Here is a 17,846-nt window from a genome sequence, read left to right as displayed (position 1 = left end):
CCCGCATCGCAGGCCGAGCGCGCCCGCCTGCGGCGACGATCCGCGCCCCATGCTCAATGCTTCAGCAAGGCCGGCAGCCACAGCGACAGTTCCGGCACGAAGGTCACCACCAGCAAGACGCCGAGCGCGGACAGCCAGAACGGCCAGATCGTGCGCAAGGTCTCGCCGATGCTGATCTGGCCGATGGCGGTGCCGACGAACAGCACCGAACCCAACGGCGGCGAAATCAGGCTGATGCCGCCCTTGAGGACCAGGATGATGCCGAAGTGCACCGGGTCGACACCGATGGCCTTGGCCAGGGGCAGGAAGATCGGCGTGCAGATGATGATCATCGGCGCCAGGTCCATGAAGGTGCCGAGCACCAGCAGGATCAGGATCATCAGCAACAGCAGCAGGTTCTTGTCGGTGGTCAGCCCGGTCAGGGCCTCGACCGCGGCGCTGGGCACCTGCAGATAGGCCAGCAGCCAGCCGAACGAGGCCGCCGAGGCGATCACGAACAGGATCATGCCGGTGGTACGGGCGGCGCCGGCGACCGTCTCCAGGAAATCCTTCCAGCGCAGCTTGCGGTACACCACGGTGGTGACCAGCAAGGCATAAACCACCGCGATGGCCGCGCTTTCCACCGCGGTGAAGATGCCGGCGCGGATGCCGACGAAGATCAAGGCCACCAGCAGCAGCCCCGGCAGGGCCGAGACGAAACGCCGCAGCACGATGCCGAAGCCCGGAAACGGCTCGATGGCGTAGCCGCGCCGGCGCGCGATGATCCAGCAGGTCACCATCAGGGTCACGGTCATCAGCAACGCCGGCACGATGCCGGCGGCGAACAGGTCGGCGATCGAGATGCTGCCGCCGGCCGAGGCCGAGTACAGGATCAGGTTGTGCGAGGGCGGCACCAGCAGGGCCACCATCGCCGCGGTCATGGTGACGTTGACGGCGAAATCGCGGTCGAAGCCGCGCTTGACCATCTGCGGGATCATCGCCCCGCCGATCGCCGAGACGTCGGCGATGGCCGAGCCCGAAACGCCGCCGAAGAACAGCGACGACAGCACGCTGACCTGGCCCAGGCCGCCGCGCAGATGCCCGACCAGGGCCGAGGCCAGGCCGATCAGGCGTTCGGAGATGCCGCCGCGCAGCATGATCTCGCCGGCGAAGATGAAGAGCGGGATCGCGATCAGCGAGGCGGATCCGGCGCCCGCGGCGGTCTGCTGGACCACCACGATCGGCGGCAGGCCGATGTACATCAGCGTCGCCAGCGCCGCCGACGACAGCGAATAGGCGACCGGCACGCCGATCAGCAACAGCACGGCGAACACGCCGAACAGGATCGTGACTTCCATCAGTGGCTCCCTTCGATACGGGGCGACGGCGCATACACCTGCACGATGCGTTGCAGCGCGAACACGGTCATCAATGCCCCGCCGATCGCCATCGGCGCGAACGCGGCGCTTTGCGGCAAGGGGGCGCCGGCCATCGGTATGTCCAGCCCATCGAGCAGCAGTTCGCCGCCCCAGAACGCCAATGCGGCGCCGATGATCGCGATCACCGTTTGCGACAGGGCGGTGAGGAACCGCCGCAACGGTGGCGGCACGACATGCAGCAGGATGAAGAAGCCGAAATGCGAGCCACGATGCACGCCGGCCGCGGCGCCGAAACTCATCGCCGTGTTGAGCAGGATCAGTGCGACCGGCTCGGTCCAGCCGGGTGAATCGTTGAGGACGTAACGGGCGAACACCTGTATCGCCTGCACCGCCACCATGCCGACCAGGGCGGCGCTGGCGACGGCCACGGCAAGCGCGGCGATACGGTCCAGCATGCCGCTGGACGTGGAGGGCAGGACCTGCGGATCGACATCGCGTGCTTCATTCACGGGTAGGGCCTCAAGCCAGTGAGCGTACGTCGCGGTACAGCGCTTCGAGCGCGGGCACGCGGTGGTAGTCGTCCAACAGCGGCGCCACCGCCTTGCGGAAGGCGGGCAGGTCGCAGTCGTTCATGCGCACGCCGGCCTCGACCAGCGAGCGCCGCGCGACCGCCTCGGATTCGTCCCACAGGCGTCGCATCACTGCCACCGAGGCCCGGGCGATCTCCAGCAGCAAGCCGCGGTCGCGCGGAGCCAATGCGTCGTGACTGCGTTTCGACATCAGCAGCACGTCCGGCGCATAGGAATGCTCGCTCTGCGACCAATGCCGGGCGGCCTCGAACTGCCGGCTCGAATGAAAGCTGCGCAGGTTGTTCTCGGCGCCGTCGATCAAATGCGTCTGCAGGGCCGAGAACACTTCGCCGTAGGCCAGGGGCGTGGGGTTGCCGCCGAGCAGGCGGATCATGCGCATGAAGATGTCCGACGACGGCACCCGGAACTTGAGCCCGCGCATGTCGGCCGGCGTGCGGATCGGCTGGCGCACGTTGTAGAAGCAACGCGCTCCGCAGTCGTACATCGCCAGGCCGACCAGTTCGCGCGCAGCGAAGCCGCGCAGCACCTGCGCGCCTACCGCGCCGTCGAGCACCCGGCGCAGGTGCGCGACCGAGTCGAACACATAGGGCAGCGACAAGACCTGGGTCAGCGGAAAGGCGTTGTTGAGCGCGCCGCTGTAGACGCGGGTGATGTCGATCGCGCCGAAGCGCGCCATGTTGATCGCCTCGGACTCGCGGCCGAGCTGGCCGGAGTGGTACATGCGCAGGCGCAGACGTCCGCCGGTCGCCTCCTCGAGTTGGCGGCCGATCCAGTCGACCGCGGTGACGGTGGGATAGTCCTTGACGTGGACGTCGGTCGCGGTGAGCACGCGTCCGTCGCCGCCGCTGCCCCATGAGGTGGAAACCGCGCTCGCCGACAGGCCGGCGGCGCCGAGGCCGAGCAGGAACTTGCGTCGCGTGGTCATGGCAGGCTCTCCGTCGTCGCGGTGGCGGTGGCGGTCTCGCAGGCCAGGCGGCCCCAGCGACCGAAATCCACGCAGGCGGACTGACCGGCGAGGATGTCGTGGATGCCGGTGGCCGCGCCAGTGGTGACGTGCATGCCGGCGCTGAGCGGATAACCGCGCCGCGCGCAACGCCCCAGGGCGAAGGCCAAGGCCGCCAACGGCCCGCCGGGTATGGAAGCGGCGCCGCCGGTTCCGACCGAGCGCTGGTCGATGAAGCTTTCGCAGGTCAGTTCGCGATCTTCGAGCCGGCGCCAGTCGGCGATCGCCGGGCCGACGATCAGCCCGGCGTTGTTGCCGAAATCCGACACCACCACCGCCGGGCCGAGGCGGTTGATCGACGCCAGGGGGCTGCCGGCCAGTTCGATGCCGATCGAAAGAGAAGCGACCAGTTCCGCGGCTTCGTCTTCGCTGTACTCGGTCTTGCCAACAGGAGCATCGCTGCCGAGAGTGAATACGTATTCGGCCTCGATCGCGGCGAAGCCGTGTTCGATCACCGGGAAACGGCCCGTTTGTCCCCCCGGGACATTCTGCACCGCACCAGCGAAGATCGGGCCGACCAGGCGGTCTTCGCCGAGCGTGGCCTGCCAGGCGTCCGGAATGCGCCCAACCTTCCAGCCCGCGACGGCTTGCCGCCATAGCGCGATGGCCTGGTCCTGGACCCGGTAGCCGGCGTCCAGAGTCTGCGGTTGCAGGCCTGGATAGGCCGCAAGCGCCTTCGCCTGCCAGCGGGCCCGCACCAGGCGGATCGCGATCGCCAGCTCGTCGCGCTGGTCATCGAACGGGTGTGTTGGCATGCCTGAACGGTCCCCCCGGGGCTCGATTGTGCGTCCGGGTGTTGTATAGGAAACCGGTGTCATTGACAATCCGGCGTATGCTCGGATCAGACCTGGGAGGGCGCGATGGGGAGTGGCGAGGTGGGGCAAGGCATCGACGGCAAGGCCGCAGGGACTGATCGAACCCGCCATCGCGACGGCGGCCGGCGCGGCAATCGGCAAAACGATCGGAGCAGGGCGGCGCGCAGTGTTCTGCTCGCGATGTTCGCCGCGATCGCCGGCATCGCGACGGCGCAGACATCGACGAATTCCGCTGCCGATTTCGCCGCCGATGGCGCGGCGCGGGCCCTGGCCTTCCCCGGCGCCATGGGGTGGGCGGCGCATACGCCGGCAGGGCGCGGCGGCAAGATCCTGAGGGTCACGACCCTGGCCGGCGAGGGCCCCGGTTCGTTCGCCGAAGCGGTGGCGACGCCGGGCCCGCGCATCGTCGTGTTCGAGGTCGCCGGCGTGATCGATCTGGCCCGCAAGGAACTGCGCATCAGCGAGCCTTATCTGACCATCGCCGGCCAGACCGCGCCGCAACCGGGCGTCACCTTCATCCGTGGCGGCCTGACCATCGCCACCCACGATGTGGTCGTGCGCCACATCCGGATACGGCCCGGCGAGGCCGGGCTGGAAAAACGCGCAGGCGTGGATTTCGACGCCATCAATACCGTGCGCGGCGCCCACGACGTGATCGTCGATCATTGCTCGCTGACCTGGGCCACCGACGAAAACCTGTCGGCCTCGAGCACGCGCTTCGCCGGCGAAACCGAGGCCGAGTGGATGCAGGCGGCCTCCAGGCGCATCACCTTCAGCAACAACCTGATCGCCGAGGGCCTGGCCAACGCCACCCACGGCAAGGGCGAGCATTCCAAAGGCACGCTGATCCACGACCACGTCAACGACGTCCTGATCGTCGGCAACCTGTACGCGCACAACTACGAGCGCAATCCGCTGTTCAAGGGCGGAGCGCGCGGCCAGGTCCTCAACAACCTGATCTACGACCCGGGGCAGCGAGCGGCGCACTACAACCTGATCGCCGAGGAGTGGCTGGGCCACGCCTATTCCAGCGGCGAAATGGTGCTACGCGGCAACGTGATGCGCGCCGGGCCATCGACCGAGGACGTCGCCTTGCTCATGGTCGGCGGCTCGGGCGCGCTGTCGTACTTCGCCGAGGACAATATCGCGGTCGACCGGCTCGGCCGGCCTTTGCCGCAGACCGGTCGCTACACCACGACGCCGCTCGCAGTGAGGGAAATGAAACAGGCGCCGGCGCTGCCGTTCGGCGTGCGCCTGCTGCCGGCATCGAAGGTGCAGGACGCGGTCATCGCCGATGCCGGTGCGCGGCCCTGGGACCGCGACGACATCGATCGCCGCATCCTGGCCGACACCGTCGAAGGCCGCGGCAAGATCATCGACAGCGAGAACGAAGTCGGCGGCTATCCGAAGGTCGAGCCGACTCGGCAAGCCTTCGTCGCCGCGGATTGGGACCTCGCGACGATGGAGCCGTTGAAACCGCTGCCGCGTCGCGCGCCCTTGCGCTGAGGCGGCGATGTGGGATCCAGGGCGTCGCGACACCTTGAAGGCGCTTGCAGGCGCGCTGGCTGGCATCTGCTTGCCGTCCGTGGCGGCGGTGGCCGCTAAAAGCGCGTCATCGGCGGCCGGGGCGGCCAGCTTTGCGCATCCGAGCCCCGAGACCCCGGTCGCGACCACCCGCAGCGGCCGCGTGCGCGGTTACCGCGACCGCGGAGTACTGGTGTTCAAGGGTGTTCCCTACGGCGCCGACACCTCCACGCGCCGCTTCATGCCGGCGCTGCGCGAGCGGCCGTGGCAGGGCGTTCGCGATGCGCTCGCACACGGCGCTTCGGCGCCGCAACGCAAACCCGACGCCCGCATCAGCGAAGACTGCCTGTACGCGAACGTGTTCACCCCGGCATTGCGCGATGGCGTCGCGCGGCCGGTGCTGGTGTATCTGCACGGCGGCGGCTACGACAGCGGCTCCGGCAGCAGCCCGCTCTACGACGGCGTGCGTCTGTGCCGGCGCGGCGATGTCGTGGTGATCACCCTCAATCACCGTTTGAACGCCTTCGGTTATCTGTACCTGGCGCAGCTCGGCGGCGACGACTACGCCTGGTCCGGCAACGTCGGCCAACTCGACCTGATCCAGGCCCTGCACTGGGTGCGCGATCACGCGGCCGAGTTCGGCGGCGATGCCGGCAACGTGACCTTGTTCGGCCAGTCCGGCGGCGGCGCCAAGATCGCCACCCTGATGGCGATGCCTGCGGCGCAGGGGCTGTTTCACCGCGCCCTGACCATGAGCGGGCAACAGGTCACCGCGGCCGGGCCGCGTGCCGCGACGCAGCGTGCGCTATGCCTGCTCGATGCGCTGAAGATCGCGCCAGAGGGTCTCTCGCGGCTGCGCTCACTGCCGATGCAGGCCCTGGTGGAGGCGACGTCGCTGCGCGATCTTTCGCGTATCGAGGACACTGCCCTGTATTTCGGGCCGGTGCTGGATGCGAAATCTCTGCACCGGCATCCGTTCTATCCCGACGCGCCCGCACAATCGGCCGCGATCCCGATGGTGATCGGCAACACCCGCGACGAAACCCGCGCTTTCCTCGCCGGCGATGCGGCCAACCTCGCCCTGGGCTGGGACCAACTGCCGGGCAAACTGCGCGAGCACCAGTACGTCGACCTGGACCCGGACACGGTGATCGCCGAGTACCGCCGCCTGTATCCCGGCTACACGCCGTCGCAGATCTTCTTCGCCGCGACCACCGCCGGCCGCTCCTGGCGCGCGGCGATCATCGAGGCCGAAGCCCGGGCGCGCCAGGGCGCACCGACCTGGGTCTATCAACTGGATTGGGGTTCGCCGCTCGATGGCGGGCGATGGGGCGCCATGCATACGCTCGACATCGCCCTGGTGTTCGACAACACCGGCCAAGCCGGCTCGCGCACCGGCGACGACGCGCAAGCACGGGCACTGGCGGCGCGCATGAGCGATGCCTTGATCGCCTTGGCGCGGCACGGCGACCCGAACCACGTCGGCTTGCCGGCCTGGGCGCGGTACTCGTTGCAGCGGCGCGAAACCCTGTTGTTCGATGCGCAGCCGCGCCTGGTCGAGGATCCGCGCGCCGGCGAGCGCAGGCTGTATGAGCGTGTGCCGTTCGTGCAGCGCGGGACGTTCTAGCCTCGCAAAGCCGTGCCCGGTCGAGCCGTTGCGGCCCCGGCCGGAACCGGCCGCACGCATCGTGCCGACGGCTTGAGCGATGCGCTCAAGGGCAGGCCGAGCAGACGCAGGCCATCGGCGACTTCCGCGGCCATGCATCGCGCGCCCTGCGGCGAGAAATGGGTGTCGTCGCGCAGGCCTTCGGGGTAGTTGCCGTGTTCGCCCGCCTGCAGCCACAGGAACAAGGCCTTGGAACCCGCATCGCCCCATGCGCCGAGCACGGCCTGGCTGCGCCGCTCCATGTCGATCAACGCCACCGCGCGTTCGGCCGCGACTTGCCTGACCAGGCCCGGATAGTCGCCATGGCTGTCGAGCACTGCGCCGGCCCGGTCGAAGCGGCGCCGCGCCACCGGCGTCAGCAGGACCGCGGTGGCGCCGCGCTCGCGGACCTGATCGACGAAACCTTCGAGGTTGCGCCTGTAGTCGGCCGGCGGGGTGTAGCGGTCGGCCTTGTGCCTGGATTGGTCGTTGTGGCCGAACTGGATGAACACGTAATCGCCCGCGCCGACCTCGTCGAGCAGATCCTGCCAGCGTCCTTCCTCGATGAAACTGCGCGTGCTGCGACCGTTCATGGCGCGATTGTCGAGCCTGATCCGGCCGGGCTGGAATTGCGCCTCGAACGCCTCGCCCCAACCGGTCTCGGGGCGTTTCTCGGCGCGCTTGATCGCCATCGTCGAATCGCCGGCCAGGAACACGGTCGGTACCGGATCGGCGCAGGCAGCCAGCGGCCACACGGCCAGGCAAGCAATCAACAGCAATGCACGCATCGACGCACCGATGAGCAGGTTAAGGGCAGGGATGAGTTGCGGAGTTCTACGCGGCCGTCGCAGCCGGTGCGACTCGTTCGAGCGAGCCGCACCGGTTCGCGTCGCGAGGCGACGCCTTACAATTTGAAGCGCAGGCCGAGGAAGTACTGGCGCCCGGTGTGGTGATAGACCGAGACGCGATCGGCTAGGGAATCGACCCATTGATCGTTGTATTCGTCGGTCAGGTTGAGGCCTTCGAGGGTCAGCTCCAGCTTGTCGTTGATCTTCCACGAGGCCGACATGTCGATGGTGGTCGTGCCCTTGGTGCCTTCGACGTCGGCGTTGTTACGGCCCGGCACCGTGGTCAGGTAGTCGTCGCGATAGGCCGCCGAGACCCGGGCGCTGAAACGTTCGCCTTCGTAGTACAGGGTCGCGTTGTAGGCGTTCTTCGACAGCCCGACCAGGTCGGTCTTGAGCGCCGATGCGCCGGCGGCGGTGACGTACTGGATCTTCGAATCGACGTAGGTGTAGTTGAACTGCACGCCGAAATCGTTCCAGAAGCCCGGCAGGAAGCTGAAGGGTTGTTGATAGCTCAACTCGACGCCGCGCAGCTTGCCGCCCGGCGTGTTGACCGGGATGTTGAACTGGAATTCGTCGGTCGGCAGCGCGCCGGTCCCGGCCAACAATTCATTGGGCAGGCCGGAGGTGTTGTAGGGGCGGATCTCGCGCGAAGTCTGCACGAAGCTGTCGATGTTCTTGTAGAAGAACCCGAGGCCGAGCAGGGCCTCTTCGGCGAAATACCATTCCAGGCCGAGGTCGTAGGTCTTGGCGCGAAACGGGTCGAGCAGGGGGTTGCCGCCGGCGACGACGCGGTTGCCGCCGCTCACGCTCACCGTCACGCCCGGGGTCAGATTGGCCAGGCCCGGCCGCGACATCACCTTGGCGGCGCCGAAGCGGATCAGGAAGTCCGGGGTGATGTCGGCGACCAGGTTCAACGAGGGCAGGGTGTCGTTGTACTCGCGCTCGACCGTGGTCAATACCGGCGTGGTGCCGGCCAGGGCGAAGCCGGTCGAAGACTGCTTGGTCTTGACGTGGCGTACGCCGAAGTTGCCGCTGATCGGGATCTCGCCCAGGTTGGTCGAGAAATCGGTCTGCAGGTAATAGCCCAGGTCCTTTTCCTCGACGCTGCGGTTGTTGCCGCGGGCGCTGGCCACGTCGGGCGAAAGCGCGAAGGTGCCGGAGTTGCTGTAGATGTCGAACAGCCGGTCGAAGGCGCCGATGTCCGGGATCAGCCAGCGCGAATCGTTGGCGCCGCCGACGCTGGTGCCCTGCAAGGCGACCGAGCGGGTCAGGTCGGCCAGATTGGTGCCGGCCGGCAACGAGGGCACGGCCAGCTCGGAAACACGACGCATCTCGCTGCTGTCGAACTGGTATTTCTTCGACTGGATGCCGCCCTTGAGCTTGAAGCCCGGGGCGAGGGTCCAGCGGAAATCCAGTTGCCGGTTATCGAAGGTGTTTTCCGAGGCCTGGGGGCGCAGGCGGATCTCGGACACGCCGTTGGCGAAGCTCCAGGCATTGGGGTCGTTGACGTCGAAGCCGTTGTCGATGATCGGCAGGCGACTGCTGTCGCGATAATCGTAGACATAGCCCTGCGCGTTACTGCGGTCGAGGGTGATCGTGGTCTGGATCGGGTTGTCGAATTCGGACTTGGCCCGGCCGATCTGGCCGCTCATTGCGAAGTCGTCGCTGAACTTGTGTTCGCCGTAGAAATTGGCCTGGCTGAACTTGGTGCTGAGCTCGTCGTAGCGCGCTTCCGAGCGCACGTCGACGTTGTTGAAGCGGCCGTAGACCAGGTTGCCGCGTTCGTCGACTTCGCCGTCGAGGACCACGGTCTGCGGCTTGCCGGTGCCGGTGCGGCTGAAAGAAATGCCGTTGAGGAAATTCTCGGTGCGGGTCGCGTCGAACTTGGCGTACAGCAGGTCCAGGCCGAGCTCGGTCTTGTCGCTGAGCTTGAATTGCAGGGCGCTGGTGATGCCCAAGCGTTGTTGGTCGTGCTCCATCACCCCGTAACGCGGGATACGCGGATGGAACGTGCCTGGAAGGCGGGCAGCGGCGAACGGCGAACTCGCGGCGAAACCGCCGCTGCTCGGGCCGTTGTCCCAACGCACGGTGCTGTGGCCTTCCTCGACCAGGCGCCGGTCGGTGTAGGCCACCGAGAGCAGGGCGCCGAAGCGGCCATCGGCCCAGGTGTTGCTGATCAGCGCGGTGGCGCGGGGGTCGATGTCCTTGGACAGATCGTTGAAGCCCAGTTGAGCGCCGGCGACGAAGGTCAGGCCGTCGTAGTCGAAGGGGCGGGCGGTCTGCAGGTCCACGGTGGCGCCGAGCGAGCCTTCCTCGACGTCGGCCGAGGCGGTCTTGCGCACCTTCAGGCTGTTGAACAGCTCCGAGGCGAAGACGTTGAAGTCGAAACCGCGGCCGCGATTGGCGCCGCCGGAACTGTCGGTGCCGCCGGCGGTGGTCAGCGCCTCCATGCCGTTGATGCGCACGCGAGTGAAATCCGGGCCCAGGCCGCGCACCGAGATCTGCCGGCCTTCGCCGGCATCGCGCGCGATCGAGACGCCGGGAATGCGCTGCAGCGACTCGGCCAGGTTGAGATCGGGAAAGTCGGCGATGTCCTCGGCGACGATGGCGTCGACCACCCCGACTTCTTCGCGCTTGATATCCAGCGCCTGCTGCAGGCTGGCGCGAAAGCCGGTGACGACGACCGCATCGAGATTCTTGGCGTCTTCGAGCGGCGCCGATTTTGATTGAGCCGCCTCTGCCGGAGCCGCCTCGGCACCGGCCTGGGCCGGTTGCGCCGATTGTTGCGCATACCCTGTCGATGGCGACATCGACAGCCCCAGCGCGATCGCGGCGGCGAGCACGGTAACCGGTGTCTTTCTGGTCTCTAGTTGCACTTGCATTCCTCTCCCCTTCGAAGGTGCCAGACCGCTCGGGAACCGGTCTTGACGGGCTTGCTGCGCCTGATATGGTGTCCCCTGAACAAAAATGACACCGCTGGTCAAAACCCTAACAAAAGCTTGACCGAACAGCATGCTGCGGTGCGCAAACGCTTATGGGAGGCCGGTCGCGATCGGCCGGCGGATCATTCTGATGGGGGTGGTATGAGCGGACGAGTCGTATGTTTCGGCGAGCTGTTGCTCAGGCTCGGCGCGCCCGGACGTCAGCGGCTGTTGCAGTCGCCGCAACTCGAGGTGCATGTCGGCGGCGCCGAGGCCAATGTCGCCGTATCCCTGGCCCGGTTCGGGCACGAAGCGGCGATGGTCAGCCTGGTGCCGGACAACCCGCTCGGCGACGCCGCACGCGGCGAACTGCGGCGACAGGGCGTCGACACCCGGGCGGTACTGACCGGAGCCGGGCGGATGGGCCTGTATTTCCTCGAAACCGGGGCGATACAACGGCCCAGCCGGGTGCTTTACGACCGCGCCGGCTCGGCGTTCGCGATCGCGGGGACCGCGCCCTACGACTGGCCTGCCTTGCTCGCCGGCGCCTGCTGGCTGCATTTGTCCGGCGTCACGCCCGCACTCGGCGAACGCGGCGCGGAAGCCGCCATCGTCGCCGCGCGTGCCGCCCGCGATGCCGGCGTCCGGGTCTGCTTCGACGGCAATTTCCGCAGCTCGTTATGGCAGGAATCCAAGTGCAACCCGGCTCCGATCCTGCATACCTTGATCAGCTTGGCCGACCTGGCGTTCGCCGATCACCGCGACATCGCGGTCGTGCTCGGAGCCAAGGCCAGCGGACATTCCAGCGGCGACGACACGGCCGCCGCCGCGCGGCTCGCGTTCGAGGCCTTCCCGAACCTGCAACGGCTGGCCTGCACCCGGCGCGAGCAACGCGACGTCGATCATCACCTGCTGTCGGCGTCGCTGTTCCATCGCGACGGCAGCGTCCTGCATACCGCGTCCCGGGAGCTGCGCGGCATCGTCGATCGGATCGGTGCCGGCGATGCCTTCGCCGCCGGCTTCCTGCATGGCTTGTTGGACGGGATGAGCGACGAAGACGGCCTGAGCTTCGCCTTGGCCGCGGCCAGCCTGAAGCATTCCGTGCCCGGCGACTTCAACCTGGTCAGCGCCCAGGACGTGAACGACTTGATCGCCGGCGGCGGCTTCCACGTCCGTCGCTAGGGCGGCCTGAGCACTGTTCTAGAGAGAAGTGCAGGGCCGCGCGGATTCGCCGAATCGCCCGGTTGCCACATACCGCCCCTATGGTCGGCGCGGTTGTTGCACCGCATCGCGCGGCTTCATGATCGCGCTCACAACCCGACTGCGTCGGCAATCGCGTTATCGGGCCTTCTCTACATCGGCGGTCGCCGCGTGTCTGCCTCGTTGTATCTTCCCAGCGCGGCACCCTGTCGCAAGAATGCCAAGGGAGGAGTGCGATGCATCGCTTCAAGTTGATCGTATTGGGAACCCTGTTGGCCATGTCCGCCGGCGCCGGCGCAGCCAGCAGTTCCGCCGGTTGTTTCTGCTCGGTCGTGTACTACGACGCCGCCGGCACCGTCGTCGGCATACGCCAGCCCGCCGCCTGCGGCGATCCGGGCTGGGGCGTGGTCACCAACAAGTCGAAGGTGTATGCCGGCTGCGTGATGTAAACGCTCGCAGGAAAGCCGGCGGCGCCTGCGAGAACAGGAGTCGCCCGGTGCGTCCGGGCGACTTCTTTACCGACTACCGCAGGGGCGGTCGGGCAGGGCGTTTGGCGTGTTTCCCTCATCGTTGGGCCCGGGCGCAAGCGCGATCGCATGCGCTGCACACGACCCGACGCAGCGCACACCGATAGCGCGGCACGGCACCGAGGCGGCCGCCCGAACCACTCGGCTCCGGCGGCACGGATCGGCGAGCGCACAGCGGACACGGAGCGACGCGATGGTCGCCTCGGTGAGGCGCATCGACAGCGGCAGCGCAGCCAATGGGTCGGCCATGTCGCTTACCCCGCAGGTAATGGCCAACTCCTGCGCCCTGGCTATCGTTGCGGCATGAACGCGATCCGACCCGTAGGCGAACTCATTCGCGATTGGCGCCAGCGCCGCGGGCTCAGCCAGTCGAACCTGGCCGAGCTCGCGGATACCTCTGCGCGCCACATGAGTTTCATCGAGACCGGCCGTTCGCAGCCGAGCCGGACGATGCTGATGCGTTTGGCCGATCGCCTCGAGGTGCCGCCGCGCGAACGCAACGTGCTGATGAGGGCGGCCGGGTGGTCGGCGATCTATCCCGAGCACCGCATCCAGGACGGCCCGGCTCTCGCACTGGCGCGCGAGGCCGTGGAGCTGGTGCTGCGCGGCCACGAACCGTACCCGGCGATCGCCGTCGACCGTCACTGGAACTTGTTGGCGCGTAATCGCGCACTGGGCCCCTTGCACGACGGCGGCATCGCCCCGTTCCTGCTGCAGCCACCGCTGAACGTGCTGCGCCTGAGCCTGCACCCGCAGGGCTTGGCGCCGCGGATCGTCAACCTGGGGCAATGGCGTGCGCATCTGCTTCATCGTCTGCGCCGGCAAGTCGGCGCCACTGCCGACCCCGTGCTTCAAGCCTTGCATGAAGAATTGAGCGGCTACCCCGGCCCGGCGGAGGATGCGCTCGCGTCGTCCGTGCACGGCTTCGCCGTTCCCATGCGACTGCGCACGTCGTGCGGCGTGCTGTCCTTCATCAGCACCACGACGATGTTCAAGACCCCCGTGGATGTGACGCTGTGCGAACTGGCCATCGAGACCTTCCTGCCGGCCGACCAGGCGACAGCGCAGTCGCTGCAAACGGCGATGCTTTGCAGGCAATGGCCGCAGGCAGGCTGGGAACCGGAGCCCGGGCCAGAGCAGGGCCGGCGCAACGATCCTTGAGGGAGCAGGGCGGCGATAACTCGGGTATGGCCCTGCGCTGCAGCGCAAGGGCAGAATCATTCCTCTCCGCCACGGCGGCGGATCGACACCTTCATCGGCGGGGCGAAATGGCGAAGCGGTTGCGGTCGATCTTATGGATGCTGGCAACGCTGCTCGCCTTGCTGGCGTTCGCGGCCTGGTGGCTGCTGCGCGGCAGCCTGCCGACCTTGGACGGGCGGCTGGAATTGGCCGGGCTTTCCGCCGCAGTCGAAGTGGCGCGGGACCGCAACGGCGTCGTCACCATCCAAGCCGCCGACGAGCGGGACGCCGCGCGTGCCTTGGGCTATGTCCATGCGCAGGAGCGTTACTTCGAAATGGATCTGATGCGCCGCACCGCCGCCGGCGAATTGGCCGAGTTGCTGGGCCCCTCCATGCTCGATGCCGACCGCAAGCGCCGGATCCATCGTTTCCGTCATCGTGCCCGGGTCCAGGCCGATGCCTTCGCCGGTACGCACGCGGAGGCCTTGCGTGCCTACACCGAGGGCGTCAACGCCGGCCTGGCGCATTTGAGAGTGCGGCCTTGGCCTTATCTGCTGCTGGGCCAGGCGCCCCAGCCATGGCGAGCGGAGGACTCGGCACTGGCGGGGTATGCGATGTACGTCAATCTGCAGGATGCCTCCAACGGGCGCGAGGCCGCGTTGCGTTCCGCGCGGCCGCACCTGCCTGCGGCCGTGTTCGATCTGCTGATGCGCGACGGAACCCGCTGGGACGCACCGATGCAGGGACAGGCCCGCGGCGACGCCGTGTTGCCGGATGCGGACGCCGTGGATCTGCGCAAACTGCCGGGCCCGGTTCGGCCGCGCCCGGCCCCAATCGACAGCAGCGGCACGCCCGGCAGCAACAACTTCGCCGTCGCCGGAGCGCTGACCGGCGATGGGCGCGCGATCCTGGCCGACGACATGCACTCCAGGCTGAGCGTTCCCAACGTGTGGTTCCGGGCGCGGCTGCGTTACGGTCACGAAACCGGGCGGGTGGACGTTTCCGGGTTCACCCTGCCGGGCTTGCCGGTGGTCGTCGCAGGCAGCAACGGCAAGCTCGCCTGGGGGTTCACCAACGGCTATGCGGACACGCTCGATTGGGATCCGCATTGCGGGGGCAAGGATGCGAGCGGCTGCACCGCGTTGCTGCAACGCAAACCCGCGGTGGAAATCATCCGGGTCAAGGGGCACGACCCGGTTGTGCTTCAGGTGCTCGATGACGAACGCGGCCCCTTGATCGTCGATGCGGTCGGCCAGCCACCGATGCAACTGCATTGGACGGCCTATCGCCCCGAAGGCCTCAACCTCGATCTGGCGACGCTTCACCATGCCCGCGACGTGCACGAGGCATTGTCCCAGGCCCGCACGGTGGGCCTGCCCACGGCCAATCTGATGCTGGCCGATCGCCACGGCCGGATTGCCTGGACCTTGATCGGCCCGACCATACCCGCGCATGAGTCCAGCGATTGTCGATGGCCTTGGGGCGGGCGAGCGCCGATCGAGCGAACGACGACGCAAACGGACCCGGAGAGTTCGATGCTGAGAAGCTGCGCGAACGCCTCGGCCGAACCCGCTGCGCCGCCCTCCATCCCGCCCTTCATCCCGCCCTTCATCATCGATCCGCCGGACCATCGCCTGTGGACCGCGAACAACCGCACCCTGGATGCGGCGTCGCTGAACCGGATAGGCGATGGCGGCTATTCGCACGGCGCACGCGCAACACAGATACGCGATGCATTGCGCCAGCAGCAAACCTTCGCCGAGTCCGATCTCCTGGCGGTCCAGCTCGACGACCGCGCGCTGTTGCTCGCGCCCTGGTGGGAACTGATGCAGGCCCAGGCGCGTCGCGGCCGCAGCGATTCCGCGTTGGCTGCAATGGCCCAGGCGGCCGCTCGCTGGGAGGGACGCGCGAGCACCGACTCGGTGAGTTACCGCTTGGTACGCGCATGGCGGCTGGCGGTGCATGCGCGCATCCTCGAGGGCCTGACCGCGCCGGCCCAGGCGGCGATGAAGCAGCGTTTCGTCATGCCGCAGTTGCCGCAGTTCGAAGGCGTGGCCTGGCCCCTGGCCACGGCTCAACCGAAGCATCTGTTGTCGAGGCGCTATCCGTCCTGGGAGGCGCTGTTCGAGGATGCGGCGCAGGAAGTACGGCAGGAGCTGTCCGGCCAGGGAGCGCTTGCGCAACGCAGCTGGGGCGAGCGGAATACCGCGGCGATATGCCACCCCTTGGCCTCGGCCGTACCGATGCTGGGCAAGCGCCTGCTGTGCATGCCGCGCGAGCCGTTGCCGGGCGACAGCGGCATGCCGCGGGTGCAGGGCCCGGGCTTCGGTGCCACCCAACGCATGGTGGTCTCGCCCGGACACGAAGACTCGGGCATCGCCCACATGCCGGGCGGGCAGAGCGGCCACCTGTTCTCGCCGTTCTGGGGGCGCGGGCACGACGATTGGGTGCAGGGGCGGCGCTCGCCGTTCCTGCCGGGTGCTGCGATCTACTCGCTGGTGCTGACGCCCGAACCCAAGCCTTGACCGTCGGCGGCCGGCCCGGGCCGCCGCAACGAGCCGGGCATCGGCTGGCCTATGACCCGGAACATCGAGGGCATGTCGAATCGCCGATTCCTCGTTCGTCTAATCCATAGATCGGTCGTTCTGGATGGCCGGCGACGGCGCTGACGATCCAGTACCCGATGAACCCAAACACTCACCCAATACGTTCACCGAACCAGTAAAGGAGCCCCTATGTCCCTGTCTCATTCCGGTTGTCGAGTGCTGGCCGCGGCCGTGTTGACCGGATTGGCGCTGTTCGTCGCGCCCACCGTCACCGCACTCGCGGCGGAACCGTCGCAAGTGGCAGCGCCCGCCAAACGTGCCGCCCTCGTCAAACGCGACGACCTGGCCATTCACTACGACATCGTCGGCGACCTGAAATCGGCCAAGGCCCCGCTGCTGGTCCTGCACGGCGCCTATATGTCGGCCGATAGCATGGCCGCCATCGTCGACCGTTTCGCCCGCACGCGTCCGGTGATCGTTCTGGATCAACGCGGCCACGGCCGCACCGGCGACGGCCCAGGCCCGATCACCTATGAAGCCTTGGCCGACGACGCCGCGGCCGTGCTCGACGCGGCGGGCGTGAGGCAGGCCGATGTCTTCGGTTACTCGATGGGAGGCGGCGCCGCCATCCAACTCGCCATCCGTCATCCGGCCAAGGTCGCGAAACTGGTCACCGCCTCGGCGGGCACTCGCCTGGACGCGGCCTACAAGGAAGTGTTGGCGGGTATCGGACAGATCACGCCAGCGGTGTTCGACAACACGCCGATCAGGAAGGAGTACGACCGGCTCGCGCCCCGGCGAGAGGATTTTCCCGTGCTCGTCGAGAAGCTGAAAGTGCTCGATGCCACGCCGTTCGACTGGGGCACCGGCATGAAGGCGCTGAAGCACAAGACCATGATCGTCATGGGCGACTACGACATCATGGGCCCCGAACACGGCGTCGAGATGTTCCGCATGCGCGGCGGCGGCGCCCCTGCGCTCGCGGCGCAAGGCTTCCTGTCGGCGCCGCCGCCGGCCCGCCTGCTGGTCCTGCCAGGCACCTCCCATATCGGCATCATGGCCGAAGCCGAAACCGTCGTAGCCGCGACCGTGCCCTTCCTCGACGATGCGACGCCGCCGATGCCGGCGGGTTTTTTCTGAGGCGTTTGATCTAGCTCCTGCGGAAGCAATACGCCGCGTGGCCGTTGCAGCGCGGTCGCGACTTGGGACCGCAGGAAACCCCTGTCGGACGTCGCTCCTGCACTTTGAGGCGTCGCAGCGGCAGTTCTCCGTTGCGGTGCGTCGCTTCGCATTAGCGAAGGCCATAGAAGACCCGAAGAGCGGCGCGCAAGGATGCGCGCCGTTTTTCACCGGGGCAGGGATATCCCGTATGTAGCGCCCTGCGCATGCAGCGGGCTTGACGGTCTTCGACCCGGTCGCAGGCAGTGAGAAACAAGGCTGGCGTCGACACGCCGCGTTCGCGCCATTGCCGCAACAGCGACAGGCCATCGCCATCCGGCAGCAGTCGGTCGAGCACGAAGGCATCGTAGGCATACGAACGCACGAACGACTTCGCCGTGCCGCGATCGGGCGCCTAGTCGACCGGTATGCCCCTGCGAGCGCAGGCGCCCGGCAACGGCCCGGCGCGAATCGGCTTGATCTTCGAGGACGAGCAGGCGCATCGCGCTAGCCTGCTGCATCAGGTTATCGG

General features: G+C 67.7%; 14 protein-coding genes. 7 read left to right on the top strand and 7 right to left on the bottom strand.

What is annotated here, in order from left to right; all coding sequences use genetic code 11:
- Positions 1-53: 53 nt before the first annotated feature.
- The 4 genes from ACKN61_RS12695 to ACKN61_RS12680 are packed head-to-tail and all read right to left on the bottom strand — an operon-like array spanning position 54 to position 3,706.
- A complete protein-coding gene (locus ACKN61_RS12695) occupies positions 54-1,337 on the bottom strand; it encodes a TRAP transporter large permease (RefSeq protein WP_408949845.1) in 1,284 nt (427 codons plus the stop codon).
- Positions 1,337-1,867 carry a TRAP transporter small permease gene (locus ACKN61_RS12690; protein ID WP_408949844.1) on the bottom strand — a complete coding sequence of 177 codons (531 nt, stop codon included), beginning with the start codon at positions 1,865-1,867 and terminating at the stop codon, positions 1,337-1,339. The genes ACKN61_RS12695 and ACKN61_RS12690 overlap by 1 nt, the downstream gene beginning before the upstream one ends.
- Before the next feature lie 10 nt (positions 1,868-1,877).
- A complete protein-coding gene (locus ACKN61_RS12685) occupies positions 1,878-2,873 on the bottom strand; it encodes a TRAP transporter substrate-binding protein (RefSeq protein WP_408949843.1) in 996 nt (331 codons plus the stop codon).
- Positions 2,870-3,706, bottom strand: coding sequence for a 2-keto-4-pentenoate hydratase (locus tag ACKN61_RS12680; RefSeq protein WP_408949842.1), 837 nt, complete (start codon positions 3,704-3,706; stop codon positions 2,870-2,872). The genes ACKN61_RS12685 and ACKN61_RS12680 overlap by 4 nt, the downstream gene beginning before the upstream one ends.
- Positions 3,707-3,946: 240 nt before the next feature.
- Between ACKN61_RS12680 and ACKN61_RS12675 the strand changes: the two genes are divergently transcribed.
- The gene (locus ACKN61_RS12675; protein ID WP_408949841.1) at positions 3,947-5,272 is read left to right on the top strand and encodes a polysaccharide lyase family 1 protein; all 1,326 of its coding nucleotides are present in this window, start codon (positions 3,947-3,949) and stop codon (positions 5,270-5,272) included.
- A gap of 7 nt (positions 5,273-5,279) precedes the next feature.
- Positions 5,280-6,917 (top strand): carboxylesterase/lipase family protein, encoded by a 1,638-nt coding sequence (locus ACKN61_RS12670; protein ID WP_408949840.1) that lies wholly within the window; start codon positions 5,280-5,282, stop codon positions 6,915-6,917.
- Here the strand turns inward: ACKN61_RS12670 and ACKN61_RS12665 are convergent.
- On the bottom strand, positions 6,914-7,723 hold the full coding sequence (locus ACKN61_RS12665; RefSeq protein WP_408949839.1) for a rhamnogalacturonan acetylesterase: 810 nt from the start codon (positions 7,721-7,723) through the stop codon (positions 6,914-6,916). The two genes, ACKN61_RS12670 and ACKN61_RS12665, sit on opposite strands and share 4 nt — an antisense overlap.
- 116 nt (positions 7,724-7,839) lie before the next feature.
- Positions 7,840-10,665 carry a TonB-dependent receptor gene (locus ACKN61_RS12660; RefSeq protein WP_408949838.1) on the bottom strand — a complete coding sequence of 942 codons (2,826 nt, stop codon included), beginning with the start codon at positions 10,663-10,665 and terminating at the stop codon, positions 7,840-7,842.
- 201 nt (positions 10,666-10,866) lie between these two features.
- Here ACKN61_RS12660 and ACKN61_RS12655 point away from each other — a divergent pair, with 201 nt between their 5' ends.
- The 5 genes from ACKN61_RS12655 to ACKN61_RS12635 all read left to right on the top strand — a co-directional run bounded on the left by ACKN61_RS12655 (position 10,867) and on the right by ACKN61_RS12635 (position 17,296).
- Positions 10,867-11,886 carry a sugar kinase gene (locus ACKN61_RS12655; RefSeq protein WP_408949837.1) on the top strand — a complete coding sequence of 340 codons (1,020 nt, stop codon included), beginning with the start codon at positions 10,867-10,869 and terminating at the stop codon, positions 11,884-11,886.
- 254 nt (positions 11,887-12,140) lie between these two features.
- The gene (locus ACKN61_RS12650) at positions 12,141-12,353 is read left to right on the top strand and encodes a DUF6289 family protein (RefSeq protein ID WP_408949836.1); all 213 of its coding nucleotides are present in this window, start codon (positions 12,141-12,143) and stop codon (positions 12,351-12,353) included.
- Positions 12,354-12,734: 381 nt separating this feature from the next.
- Positions 12,735-13,592, top strand: a complete 858-nt coding sequence (locus ACKN61_RS12645; RefSeq protein ID WP_408953818.1) for a helix-turn-helix domain-containing protein — start codon at positions 12,735-12,737, stop codon at positions 13,590-13,592.
- 107 nt (positions 13,593-13,699) lie between these two features.
- Positions 13,700-16,135: a penicillin acylase family protein gene (locus ACKN61_RS12640; RefSeq protein ID WP_408953817.1), complete on the top strand. Its 2,436-nt coding sequence runs from the start codon at positions 13,700-13,702 to the stop codon at positions 16,133-16,135.
- A gap of 237 nt (positions 16,136-16,372) precedes the next feature.
- On the top strand, positions 16,373-17,296 hold the full coding sequence (locus tag ACKN61_RS12635; protein WP_408949835.1) for an alpha/beta fold hydrolase: 924 nt from the start codon (positions 16,373-16,375) through the stop codon (positions 17,294-17,296).
- A 151-nt stretch (positions 17,297-17,447) separates the two neighbouring features.
- Here ACKN61_RS12635 and ACKN61_RS12630 read toward each other — a convergent pair whose 3' ends face one another.
- On the bottom strand, positions 17,448-17,699 hold the full coding sequence (locus tag ACKN61_RS12630; protein WP_408949834.1) for a hypothetical protein: 252 nt from the start codon (positions 17,697-17,699) through the stop codon (positions 17,448-17,450).
- Positions 17,700-17,846 lie beyond the last annotated feature (147 nt).

It is taken from the genome of Lysobacter sp. Hz25 (assembly GCF_046097045.1).
Classification (GTDB): domain Bacteria; phylum Pseudomonadota; class Gammaproteobacteria; order Xanthomonadales; family Xanthomonadaceae; genus Lysobacter; species Lysobacter antibioticus_B.
The sequence above is the reverse complement of the archived record's forward strand: the minus strand, read 5'-3'. Positions and strand labels throughout refer to the sequence as shown.

What these genes read in the sequence shown, in the direction of transcription:
- ACKN61_RS12665 (WP_408949839.1), bottom strand. Translation starts at nt 7,723, where the DNA reads ATGCGTGCATTGCTGTTGATTGCTTGCCTGGCCGTGTGGCCGCTGGCT.
- ACKN61_RS12680 (WP_408949842.1), bottom strand. Translation starts at nt 3,706, where the DNA reads ATGCCAACACACCCGTTCGATGACCAGCGCGACGAGCTGGCGATCGCG.
- ACKN61_RS12670 (WP_408949840.1), top strand. Translation starts at nt 5,280, where the DNA reads ATGTGGGATCCAGGGCGTCGCGACACCTTGAAGGCGCTTGCAGGCGCG.
- ACKN61_RS12660 (WP_408949838.1), bottom strand. Translation starts at nt 10,665, where the DNA reads ATGCAAGTGCAACTAGAGACCAGAAAGACACCGGTTACCGTGCTCGCC.
- ACKN61_RS12655 (WP_408949837.1), top strand. Translation starts at nt 10,867, where the DNA reads ATGAGCGGACGAGTCGTATGTTTCGGCGAGCTGTTGCTCAGGCTCGGC.
- ACKN61_RS12695 (WP_408949845.1), bottom strand. Translation starts at nt 1,337, where the DNA reads ATGGAAGTCACGATCCTGTTCGGCGTGTTCGCCGTGCTGTTGCTGATC.
- ACKN61_RS12640 (WP_408953817.1), top strand. Translation starts at nt 13,700, where the DNA reads ATGGCGAAGCGGTTGCGGTCGATCTTATGGATGCTGGCAACGCTGCTC.
- ACKN61_RS12650 (WP_408949836.1), top strand. Translation starts at nt 12,141, where the DNA reads ATGCATCGCTTCAAGTTGATCGTATTGGGAACCCTGTTGGCCATGTCC.
- ACKN61_RS12675 (WP_408949841.1), top strand. Translation starts at nt 3,947, where the DNA reads ATGTTCGCCGCGATCGCCGGCATCGCGACGGCGCAGACATCGACGAAT.
- ACKN61_RS12645 (WP_408953818.1), top strand. Translation starts at nt 12,735, where the DNA reads ATGAACGCGATCCGACCCGTAGGCGAACTCATTCGCGATTGGCGCCAG.
- ACKN61_RS12685 (WP_408949843.1), bottom strand. Translation starts at nt 2,873, where the DNA reads ATGACCACGCGACGCAAGTTCCTGCTCGGCCTCGGCGCCGCCGGCCTG.